Here is a 10933-nt window from a genome sequence, read left to right as displayed (position 1 = left end):
CGCGCCCACCGCCCCCGACCGGCGGCGCGCTGCCTCGACGCCCTTGTCTACCCCGCCCTGACCAGCCGGTTCGGGCCCGGGAGACGGTCAGGAGCATCCCCGGTGAACGGGCGGGAACATCGGGGAGCGCTCAAGCGTTCGACCTAAATGCACCACGCTCGTGCTGATCGAGGGTCAGTCCGTGCGGGAGGAATCCGGCAGTCGGCCGACGCCGGCCCAGCGGCCCGCGTCCGGACATGCCGACCTGCCGACCGTCCGCGCCCCCGGCGGCAGCCGGGCCCCGGCGGCCCCGTCGGACCTGCTCGTCACCGGTCCCGGAGGGCGCCCGACCCTGCCCATCAGCCCGTTCGTCGCGCGCGAGGGGAGTGAGGCTCCGGAAGTCCGGCCGATTGATCCACTGGCGAGAACTGTGAGGTCCGACCCGACGCGATGTGTCGCCGATGTGACGGCCGCCTGAAACGGTTTGCCGAACATGCGTAGGGTGCAGAGAACTCATCAGGAGGAGTGCGCGCGGACCCTCGCGCACGGACGACCGGGCGACGAGCGAAGGAGGGAGCGGGCGCGATGGGCGACCACAAGGAACAGCCCCTGCGGGTGGGCGCGGCCGTGCGGCGGCGCCGTCGCGCGCTGGACCTCACCCTTGCCGTCGTGGCCGAGCGAAGCGGCCTGTCGGTCCCCTTTCTGAGCCAGGTCGAGAACGACCGGGCGCGCCCCAGCAGAAGCTCCCTGGAGAAGGTCGCCGACGCCCTGCGCACCACCGCCGTCGAACTCCTCGCCGCCGCCGACCCGGCGTGCAGCGTGGACGTCGTGCGCGCCGAGGACGCCGTGCCGGACGCCGGACCCCAGGCCCGGTCGCTGGTGCGCGGGCACCATCAGATGCACGCCTCGGAGTTCACCGGCGACCACGAGGCGGGCCGCGAGATCCAGTACCGCAACGACCAGCTGATGTACGTCGCCGACGGCGCGGTGGAGATCGAGGCGGAGGGCCGCGCGTACCGCCTCGGCCGCGGGGACACGCTGTACCTGACCGGCGGGGTGCGCCACCGCTGGCGGGCGACCGTGCCGGACACCCGGGTGGTCGTGGTGGCGGTGGCGGAGCACGTCGAGGCCGTCCAGGACAGGCGCGGCAGGCGGCGGTAGAACGTGCGGATCGTCTCCCTGGTGCCGTCCCTCACCGAGGCGGTGGCCGTGACCCTGCCGGGCGCCCTGGTCGGCGTCACCGACTGGTGCACCCACCCCGCCGGCCTCGACGTGGCCCGTGTCGGCGGGACGAAGAACCCCAAGACCGAGCGGATCATCGCCCTCGCGCCCGACCTGGTGATCGCCAACGAGGAGGAGAACCGCGCACCGGACCTGGCCGCGCTGCGCTCGGCCGGCGTCGAGGTGCTGGTGACCGAGGTGCGGGACGTACCGCAGGCCTTCCGCGAACTGGACCGGGTGCTGCGGGCCTGCGGGGCACGGAGCAGGCCGCGCTGGCTGGACGCGGCGGAGGCGGCGTGGGAGGCGCCGACGGCCGGCGCCCCGGGGCTCACCGCCACCGGCACGGAACGTACGACCGCGGTCGTGCCCGTCTGGCGCCGCCCCTGGATGGTCCTGGGCCGTGACACCTTCGCCGGTGACGTGCTGGCCCGCCTGGGCGTCGACCACCTGTACGCGTCCCACCCCGAGCGCTACCCGCGGGTCCCCCTGGAGGAGCTGCGCGCCGCCCGGCCGGACCTCGTCGTGCTCCCCGACGAGCCCTACCGCTTCACCGCCGACGACGGCCCCGAGGCCTTCCCCGGCCTGCCCTGCGCGCTCGTCAGCGGACGGCACCTGACGTGGTACGGACCGTCGCTCGCCGAGGCGCCGCGGGCCCTGGCGTCGGCCCTGCGAGCAGCACACCGCTGACCAGGCCGCGGACGGTGTGCGCGGCCGCGGTCGCCCAGGCGGCCACGAGGACGACGTACAGCGCGACCGCGAGCCCGTCGAAGGCGACCAGACCGGTGTGCCGGGCCAGCGCCCCGGCGCCGGTGACACAGGTGCCGACCGGGAAGGTGAAGGCCCACCAGGTCATGGCGAAGCCCATCCCGTTCCGGCGGGCCCGCAGACACAGGGCGGTGGCCAGACACAGCCAGAGCAGCGCGAAACCCAGCACGGGCACGCCGTACAGGACGGCGAAGCCCGCGAGGCCCTGGTCGTACGGGGCCTGGACGACCCCCGGCGCGGCGTCCGCGATGTTCCCCACGGCGGTCGTGGACTGGCCGAGCGGGCCGAGCACCAGGAACAGGGTCGGGGTGAGCGCGAGCGGCAGCGGCCCGCCGGTGAGCAGCCGGCCGAAGATCAGCGGCAGCATCAGCAGGGTCGCCAGCAGACTCAGCCCGAACAGCGCGAAACAGCCCAGCAGCAGCGTCTCCCGGAGCTGGCCGGCCGGCAGATGCGGCACCAGCAGCGGTCCGAGCGCGGCGGACACCATGGGCGCGACGACCGGCAGCAGCCACACGGGCGTCGCCTGCCCCGGCTCGATCCGATGGTGCACGGTCATGAGGTACGGCACCGCGACGGCTGCCGCCAGGCCCACGACGGTGCCGACGGTGAACAGGACCGTGTCGAGGGCGACCGCTGCCCCCGTTCCGATCACGTCCCGGCCGACGGTGACGGCACCCCCGCCCACGGCCAGCAGCGCCATGGCCAGACAGCCGTAGAACGGGGCCGCCGAGGGATCGAGGAGATGGGCGCGGGCCTGGTCCCGGTGGTGGGTCCAGTGCAGGGCGCGGGCGGTCAGCAGGGTCACCAGCAGGACGAGCGAGAGGACCCACACGGCGGCGCAGACGGCACGCAGTCCGGGAACCCCGGGAACATGGACGGGCAGCCCCGCGCCTGCCGTGGCCAAGATGGCGGTGCCCATGACGGAGGCGTACCAGTTCGGGCCGAGATGGCGGACCGCCGGAAATCGGAGCCCCGGAAGGGGGACCGCCGGACGGGACAGGGGATGGGCTTCGGTGACCATGGCCCCACCATCCCCCGGCCCATGGCCCGCGACCAGGGACGATGTCTCTATGGGGGCATAAGGTGGGCTTATGAGCGAGACGAGCGGACAGGGCGGGGCCCGGAAGCAGGGGGACTCGATCGCCCACCGGGTCCCGGACCTCGGCGCCCTGGAACTGCTGCTGGCGGTGGCCCGGCTGGGCAGCCTCGGCGCGGCCGCGCGGGAGCTCGGCATCACCCAGCCCGCCGCCAGCAGCCGGATCCGCGCGATGGAGCGCAGGCTGGGCCTGGCGCTGGTGGACCGCTCACCGCGCGGCTCCCGGCTCACCGACACCGGCGCGCTGGTGACCGACTGGGCGCGACGGGTGGTCGAGGCGGCGGAGGCCTTCGACGCGGGCACGCAGGCACTGCGCGATCGCCGCGACTCCCGGCTGCGGGTGGCGGCGAGCATGACGATCGCCGAGTACCTGCTGCCCGGCTGGCTGCTCGCGCTGCGCGCCCAGCGCCCCGACACCGCGGTGTCGCTGCTGGCCGGGAACTCGGCGTCGGTGGCGGAACGGCTGGTCACGGGCGAGGCGGACCTCGGCTTCGTGGAGGGACTGGACGTCCCGCCCGGCCTGGACTCCGCGGTCGTCGCCCACGACCGGCTGATCGTGGTGACGGCGCCCGGCCACCCCTGGGCCCGCCGCAGGCACGCGCTGGCCGCCGGGGAACTGGCCACGACCCCGCTGATCCTTCGGGAGAAGGGCTCGGGGACCCGGCAGGTCCTCGACGCGGCCCTGGGCGGCCTGGCCCGCCCGCTGATCGAACTGTCCTCGACGACGGCGGTGAAGGCGGCGGCGGTCGGCGGGGCCGGACCCGCGGTGCTGAGCGAACTGGCGCTGGGGGAGGAGCTCGCGATGCGCCGCCTGGTGAGCATCCCGGTGGAGGGCGTCCGGCTGCGGCGCGAGCTGCGGGCCGTGTGGCCGACGGGCCACCGTCCGGCGGGCCCGGCCCGAGACCTCCTGTCCCTGACCCGCGGCCCGTCCCCGACCACCCCGCCTGCGAACCGCTAGCGCAGCGTCGGTGCGGCCCGGTTCAGGACGCGGCGGCGACCAGGGCACGCAGCACGCGCAGGTCCTCTCCCATCTCCGGGTGCCACTGCACGCCCAGTACCCACCCCGCCGAGGCGGGCAGCTCGATCGCCTCGACCGTGCCGTCCGCCGCGTGCGCCGACGCGACCAGGTCCGTGCCCAGCCGGTCCACCGCCTGGTGGTGATACGTCGGTACGGCCGTCTCCTCCGGCACGATCCCCGCGTACAGCGTGCCCGGGACCGGTTTGACGGGATGCAGGCCGAAGGCGCCGACCACCTCCGCGTGCCCGTCGAGATGCTGGACGAGGGTGCCGCCGGTCGCGACGTTCAGCAGCTGCATGCCCCGGCAGATGCCCAGCAGCGGCACGCGCGCGGCGAACGCGGCCTCGATCAGGGCCAGCTCCCAGGCGTCCCGGGCGCGCGCGGGCGGACCGGTGCGCGGGTCGGGTTCGGCTCCGTAGCGCACCGGCTCGACGTCCGGACCGCCCGCGATCACCAGGCCGTCGAGCCGGGCCACGGTCGCGGCGGCATGTTCCGGCCCGTCCGGCGGCAGCATCGCCGCCAGCCCCCCGGCCCGCTGGACGAGTCGCGGATACCCGGCCGGCAGCAGTGCCGCCTCCAGCTCCCACACGCCCCAGCGCACCGCGGGCTCCAGATACGTACTGACACCGATCAGCGGTCTGCGCGCCATGCGCCCTCCCACACCGTGCAATGGATTGCCGTCATACCTTTGCCGAGGTCACCCGCGCGCGGCAAGAGGTCCGGGCCGCCGTCCGGGGCGCCGGCCCGGCGACCGCGGGTCCGGGTCCGCACGCCGAGAACCCCCGTCGTCCCCGCGGCCGTCGGCCGGGGGCTCACGCCAGGAACCCCCGCAGCAGTGCCGCCGTGCCCGCGCAGTGCTCCCGCGCGATCTCCCGTGCCGCGTCCGCGTCCCCCTCCAGAACCGCCTCGACCAGGGCGCTGTGCTGGCGCTGCGAATGCTCCAGGTTGCGCACGAGCAGCGGGATGCAGTCCAGCAGGTCGTTCACCGTGGCCCGGACGGCCGCGTACCGCGCGGCCAGCGACGCGGAGCCGCACAGCTCGGCCAGGGTGAGGTGGAGCAGCGTGTCCCGGCGGCGGTACTCCGCGAGCGGCGCGTCGTGCGTGCGGGCCAGCGCCTCGCGCAGCCGGGCCGCCTGCTCGTCCGTCAGCCCGTGCGCCGCGCACAGCCCCGCCGCGCCGACCTCCAGCACCTCACGGAAGCGCAGCACGTCCTCGATGTCGACCTCGGCGATCCGGCGGCGCAGCTCGTCCTCGCCGCCGGCGTCCGCGCGCGGCAGCACGAACGTCCCGCCGTAGCGGCCCCGGCGGGGCTCGACCAGCCCCTGGTCCTGGAGCACCTTCAGCACCTCGCGCAGGGTCACCCGGCTGATCCCGAGCCGCTCCGCCAGCTCCCGCTCGGCCGGCAGCCGTCCGCCGCCGGGCACCAGGCCCAGCCGGACGACCTGGAGGATCTGCTCCAGCGCCTCCTCGAAGCCGTTGCCCGCCCGGACCGGCCGCAGCACCGGCGCGAGACGATCGTCCGGTCCGTCGGCGGCCGGTCTCTCCGGGTCCGTGCCGTCCGTGCCCCGCGACATGCGGCCGCACCCCCTTCCCAAGCAATGGTTCCCGGCAATACCTTATGGTTCCCGGCCCGGCGAAGGAGGCCCCCGTGGCAGACCGCACGCCCCCGCTGAGCGTCGAGGAGCTGCGGGCTCTCGTCGCGAGCGGTGAGATCGACACCGTCGTCCTGGCCTTCCCCGACATGCAGGGGCGGCTCCAGGGCAAGCGGTTCGCCGCCCGGTTCTTCCTCGGCGAGGTCCTGGAGCACGGCACCGAGGGCTGCAACTACCTCCTGGCCGTCGACACCGAGATGAACACCGTCGACGGGTACGCGATGTCCTCCTGGGAGCGCGGCTACGGAGACTTCGCCCTGCACCCCGACCTGTCCACGCTGCGCCGGGTGCCCTGGAACGCCGGCACGGCCCTGGTGATCGCCGACCTCGCCTGGGACGACGGCTCGCCCGTGGTCGCCGCGCCCCGGCAGATCCTGCGCCGCCAGCTGGACCGGCTCGCCGAGCACGGGTACACCGCCCAGGTCGGCACCGAGCTGGAGTTCATCGTCTTCAAGGACACCTACGAGCAGGCCTGGGACGCCAACTACCGGGGGCTGACCCCGGTCAACCAGTACAACGTCGACTACTCGGTGCTCGGCACCGGCCGGATCGAGCCCCTGCTGCGCCGCATCCGCAACGAGATGGCCGCCGCCGGCCTCACGGTCGAGTCCGCCAAGGGCGAGTGCAACCCCGGCCAGCACGAGATCGCCTTCCGCTACGACGAGGCCCTGGTCACCTGCGACCAGCACGCCGTCTACAAGACCGGAGCCAAGGAGATCGCCGCCCAGGAGGGCGTCTCGCTCACCTTCATGGCCAAGTACAACGAGCGCGAGGGCAACTCCTGCCACATCCACCTCTCGCTCGCGGCCGCGGACGGCACCAACGCCATGGCGGGCGGCGCGGACGATCCGGGCGGCATGTCCGAGGTGATGCGCCACTTCCTCGCCGGACAGCTCGCCGCGCTGCGCGACTTCTCGCTGCTCTACGCCCCCAACATCAACTCCTACAAACGCTTCCAGCCCGGCTCCTTCGCGCCGACCGCCGTCGCCTGGGGCCACGACAACCGCACCTGTGCCCTGCGCGTGGTCGGCCACGGCCGCTCGACGCGGTTCGAGAACCGGCTGCCCGGCGGGGACGTCAACCCGCACCTCGCCGTCGCCGGACTGGTCGCGGCCGGGCTGTACGGCATCGAGCACAAGCTGGAACTGCCCGAGGCCTGCGTGGGCAACGCCTACACCGCCGGATACGCGCAGGTGCCCACCACACTGCGCGAGGCCGCCGAGCTCTGGGCGGACAGCCCGATCGCCCGGGCCGCCTTCGGCGACGAGGTCGTCGCGCACTACCGCAACATGGCCCGCGTCGAGCTGGAGGCCTACGACGCCGCGGTCACCGACTGGGAGCTGCGCCGCTCCTTCGAACGCATGTGAGGCCCTTCTTGTCCCACGAGCACGAGCACGAGCCGGAGCCCGAGCCCGAGCCGGCCCACGAACTCCAGGTACGAAACCCCGCCACCGAGGAGGTCGTCGCGACCGTACCGGCCGCCGACGCGGCCGACGTGCACGCGGCCGTCGTACGCGCCACCCGGGCACAGGAACGCTGGGCCGCCCTCGCGCCCGGCGACCGGGCCCGGCTGCTGCGCCGGTTCGCCGTCGCGGTGGACGAACACCGGGAGGAACTGGCCCGGTCGGAGGTCCTGGAGGCCGGACACACGATCGGCAACGCCCGCTGGGAGGCGGGCAACGTACGCGACCTGCTCGACTACGCGGCGGGCGGGGTGGAGCGCCTGACCGGACGTCAGATCCCGGTGGCGGGCGGCCTGGACGTGACGATCCTCGAACCGCTCGGCGTCGTCGGCGTGATCGCGCCCTGGAACTTCCCCATGCCCATCGCGGCCTGGGGCACCGCGCCCGCACTCGCGGCGGGCAACGCGGTGATCCTCAAACCCGCCGAGACGACCCCGCTGACGGCCCTGCGGCTGGCCCAACTCGCCCTGGAGGCAGGGCTGCCGCAGGACCTCTTCCAGGTGCTGCCCGGCCGCGGTCCCGTCGCGGGCGCCGCGCTCGTCGAGCACCCCGGCGTCGCGAAGATCGTGTTCACCGGGTCCACGGCCGTCGGCAAGCAGGTGTGGGCCAAGGGCGCGGACCGCCTCAAGCGCGTCACCCTCGAACTCGGCGGCAAGAGCCCGAACATCGTCTTCGCCGACGCCGACCTGGAAGCCGCCGCGGCCGCCGCCCCCATGTCCTTCCTCGACAACTCCGGCCAGGACTGCTGCGCCCGCACCCGCATCCTCGTCCAACGCCCGGTCCACGAACGCTTCCTGGAACTCCTCACGCCCGCGATCGAGTCCGTCCGCGTCGGCGACCCGGCCGACGAGCAGACCCAGATGGGCCCGCTGATCTCCAGGCCCCAGCTGGAACGCGTACGGTCCTACGTCGACCCGGACGCGCCCGGCATCCGCGGCAAGGCCCCCGAAGGCCCCGGCTACTGGTTCCCGCCCACCGTCCTGACCGGCGTCGACCCGCGCGCCCGGGTGGCCGTCGAGGAGGTCTTCGGACCGGTCGCCGTCGTCCTCCCCTTCGACGACGAGGAGCAGGCCGTCGCGCTCGCCAACGCGACCGACTACGGCCTCGCCGGCTCCCTGTGGACCCGGGACGTCGGCCGCGCCCTGCGGGTCTCTCGGGCCGTGCGGGCCGGCAACCTGTCGGTCAACTCCCACTCCAGCGTCCGCTACTGGACCCCGTTCGGCGGCTTCAAGCAGTCCGGCGTCGGCCGCGAACTCGGCCCCGACGCCCTCACCGCCTTCACCGAGACCAAGAACGTCTTCATCAGCACGGAGGGCCCCGCACAGTGACCGCACCAACGCCTGACGCCGTCTGCCGCCGACTGGTCGGCCGTACCGCCGTCATCACCGGAGCCGGCAGCGGCATCGGCCTCGCCACCGCCCGCCGGCTCGCCTCCGAGGGCGCCCACGTCGTCTGCGCGGACGTCGACGAGACCCGCGGCAAGGCGGCCGCCGAGGAAGTCGGCGGGATCTTCGTGAAGGTCGACGTCACCGACCCCGAGCAGGTCGAGGCCCTGTTCAAGACGGCCTACGACACCTACGGCAGCGTCGACGTCGCCTTCAACAACGCGGGCATCTCGCCGCCCGACGACGACTCCATCCTGGACACCGGTCTCGAAGCCTGGAAGCGTGTCCAGGAGGTCAACCTCACCTCCGTCTACCTGTGCTGCAAGGCCGCCATCCCCTACATGCGCCGTCAGGGCAAGGGCTCCATCATCAACACCGCGTCCTTCGTGGCCCGGATGGGCGCGGCCACCTCCCAGATCTCGTACACCGCTTCCAAGGGCGGTGTCCTGGCGATGTCCCGTGAACTCGGCGTCCAGTTCGCCCGCGAGGGCATCCGCGTCAACGCCCTGTGCCCCGGACCGGTCAACACCCCCCTGCTCCAGGAGCTGTTCGCCAAGGACCCGGAGCGGGCCGCCCGCCGGCTCGTGCACATCCCCCTCGGCCGGTTCGCCGAGGCCGAGGAGATCGCCGCCGCCGTCGCGTTCCTGGCGAGCGACGACTCCTCCTTCGTGAACGCCAGCGACTTCCTGGTGGACGGCGGGATCTCGGGCGCGTACGTCACGCCCATGTGATCCGCCCGCCGATCTGCCGAAGGGCCGGAATCCTCGGATTCCGGCCCTCTCGCGGGTACTTACAGGAAGGTGTGCCCCTCGCCGCGGTACGTCGGCACGGTCGCCGTCACCGCGTCCCCCTCGATCAGGTGCAGCACGTCGAACCGCTCGCACAGCTCACCGGCCTTCGCGTGCCGGAACCACACCTTGTCGCCGATGAGCAGGTCGTCGGCGGGGGAGCCGAGCAGCGGGGTCTGCGCCTCGCCGGGCCCCTCCTGCGGGTCGTAGCGCAGCCCCTCGGGCAGGTACGGCACCGGAAGCCGGTCGCGTCCGGCGGCGCCCGAGGCGGGATAGCCGCCGCCCAGGACGGTCACCACCCCGACCCCCGGCCGCCGCACCACGGGCTGGGCGAAGAGGGCGGCCGGACGCCCGTTGAAGGACGTGTAGTTGTCGAAGAGCCGCGGCACGTACAGCCCGGAACCGGCCGCCACCTCGGTGACCGCGTCCTCGGCCACCGTGGACTGCACGCTGCCGGTGCCGCCGCCGTTGACGTACTCCAGGTCCGGCACCACGGCCCGGACCGCCCGTACGACCGCCGCGCGCCGCTCCGCCAGCTCCCGGCGGGCGGTCGCCTGCATCAGCCGCACGGCGCGCGAGCGCAGGGGCCGGCCGGCCACCGAGTCGCCGACACCGGCTATGTGACCCTCGTACGCCATGATCGCGACGACCTTGAAGCCCGGACGTTGCTGCACCGCGCGCGCCAGGTCGGCGAGCTGCTCGGGGGAGTGCAGCGGGGAGCGGCGGGCCCCGACCCGCACCCGGCCGCCGAACAGCTTCAGCGCGGTGTCCATCTCCAGGCAGACCCGCACCACTTCGCTGCCGCCGGCCCGCGCGGCGTCGATCAGGTCGAGCTGTGCGACGTCGTCGATCATCACGGTCACGGCGGCCGCCAGCTTGGGGTCGGCGGTGAGCTCCGCGTAGGCGGCGCGGTCGACGGAGGGGTAGGCGAGCAGGACGTCGTCGAAGCCCGAGCGCGCCAGCCAGAGGGACTCGGCGAGGGTCAGGGACATGATGCCCGCGAACCCGTCCTTCGCCAGGACGCGTTCGAGCAGGGCCCGGCAGCGGACCGACTTGCTGGCGACCCGGATCGGCTTGCCGCCCGCCCTGCGCACGAGGTCCGCCGCATTGGCGTCGAAGGCATCCAGATCGACGATCGCAAGAGGGGCGTCGAGATGGGCGGTGGCCCGGTCGTAACGGGCCCGGTCGGCAGCGCGCGCAGTCATGCACGAAGACTGCCAGACAGGATTACCGCAGGGTAGGGGGACGATCCGGGCAGATGCCCCGGCGTCCTGGACTGGTTCCCGTCCGGCCTCGAACAAGCCGTAGAGTGACGCGCACGCACGGAGGATCCGGCGCCGGTCGCAGGTCCGCGCCGGGATGACCGCCTGTCCGTGCGGGTATGCGTGCCCGAGGCGAAGTGACTGCGCTGCGGGCAGGCCGGGCGTGAGCTGTACGGCGGCCCGCGCACGAGAGCGACGGCCCGGGTACGAGGAAGCGGGGGGTGCATGAGCACGGAAGCGCGCCGCGCCCCCGTCCCACCGCGCCCCACCACGCCTCCGTCCTCCGGTTCGGACGGAGCGGGTT

10 protein-coding genes are annotated in these 10933 nt (G+C 73.9%); 6 read left to right on the top strand and 4 right to left on the bottom strand.

Annotated features, from left to right (window positions below; genetic code table 11):
• Positions 1-564 precede the first annotated feature (564 nt).
• Together FNH09_RS40645 and FNH09_RS40640 are read left to right on the top strand one after the other, a co-directional pair.
• The gene (locus FNH09_RS40645; protein ID WP_152894893.1) at positions 565-1140 is read left to right on the top strand and encodes a helix-turn-helix domain-containing protein; all 576 of its coding nucleotides are present in this window, start codon (positions 565-567) and stop codon (positions 1138-1140) included.
• Between the two features lie 3 nt (positions 1141-1143).
• Positions 1144-1887, top strand: coding sequence for a helical backbone metal receptor (locus FNH09_RS40640; RefSeq protein ID WP_162469832.1), 744 nt, complete (start codon positions 1144-1146; stop codon positions 1885-1887).
• On the opposite strand, the gene FNH09_RS40635 is transcribed toward FNH09_RS40640, so the two are convergent.
• Positions 1799-2986 (bottom strand): TDT family transporter, encoded by a 1188-nt coding sequence (locus FNH09_RS40635; protein WP_152894892.1) that lies wholly within the window; start codon positions 2984-2986, stop codon positions 1799-1801. The genes FNH09_RS40640 and FNH09_RS40635 overlap by 89 nt on opposite strands.
• Positions 2987-3056: 70 nt before the next feature.
• On the opposite strand from FNH09_RS40635, the gene FNH09_RS40630 reads away from it, so the two are divergent.
• A complete protein-coding gene (locus tag FNH09_RS40630; protein ID WP_152894891.1) occupies positions 3057-4019 on the top strand; it encodes a LysR family transcriptional regulator in 963 nt (320 codons plus the stop codon).
• A 22-nt stretch (positions 4020-4041) separates the two neighbouring features.
• On the opposite strand, the gene FNH09_RS40625 is transcribed toward FNH09_RS40630, so the two are convergent.
• Both FNH09_RS40625 and FNH09_RS40620 read right to left on the bottom strand, forming a co-directional pair.
• Positions 4042-4728, bottom strand: coding sequence for a gamma-glutamyl-gamma-aminobutyrate hydrolase family protein (locus FNH09_RS40625; protein WP_152894890.1), 687 nt, complete (start codon positions 4726-4728; stop codon positions 4042-4044).
• A 163-nt stretch (positions 4729-4891) separates the two neighbouring features.
• Positions 4892-5653, bottom strand: coding sequence for a FadR/GntR family transcriptional regulator (locus FNH09_RS40620; protein ID WP_152894889.1), 762 nt, complete (start codon positions 5651-5653; stop codon positions 4892-4894).
• A gap of 74 nt (positions 5654-5727) precedes the next feature.
• On the opposite strand from FNH09_RS40620, the gene FNH09_RS40615 reads away from it, so the two are divergent.
• The 3 genes from FNH09_RS40615 to FNH09_RS40605 are packed head-to-tail and all read left to right on the top strand — an operon-like array spanning position 5728 to position 9310.
• Positions 5728-7098, top strand: coding sequence for a type I glutamate--ammonia ligase (locus FNH09_RS40615; protein ID WP_162469831.1), 1371 nt, complete (start codon positions 5728-5730; stop codon positions 7096-7098).
• Positions 7099-7106: 8 nt separating this feature from the next.
• On the top strand, positions 7107-8522 hold the full coding sequence (locus FNH09_RS40610) for an aldehyde dehydrogenase family protein (protein WP_152894887.1): 1416 nt from the start codon (positions 7107-7109) through the stop codon (positions 8520-8522).
• Complete coding sequence (locus tag FNH09_RS40605) at positions 8519-9310, top strand: 3-oxoacyl-ACP reductase (protein WP_162469830.1); 792 nt, start codon at positions 8519-8521, stop codon at positions 9308-9310. Before FNH09_RS40610 ends, FNH09_RS40605 begins: the two co-directional genes overlap by 4 nt.
• Before the next feature lie 59 nt (positions 9311-9369).
• On the opposite strand, the gene FNH09_RS40600 is transcribed toward FNH09_RS40605, so the two are convergent.
• A complete protein-coding gene (locus FNH09_RS40600) occupies positions 9370-10572 on the bottom strand; it encodes an amino acid deaminase/aldolase (RefSeq protein WP_152894886.1) in 1203 nt (400 codons plus the stop codon).
• Positions 10573-10933: the final 361 nt, after the last annotated feature.

This window comes from Streptomyces adustus, assembly GCF_009377175.1.
Classification (GTDB): domain Bacteria; phylum Actinomycetota; class Actinomycetes; order Streptomycetales; family Streptomycetaceae; genus Streptomyces; species Streptomyces adustus.
This window is presented reverse-complemented; position numbering and strand designations above follow the sequence as displayed.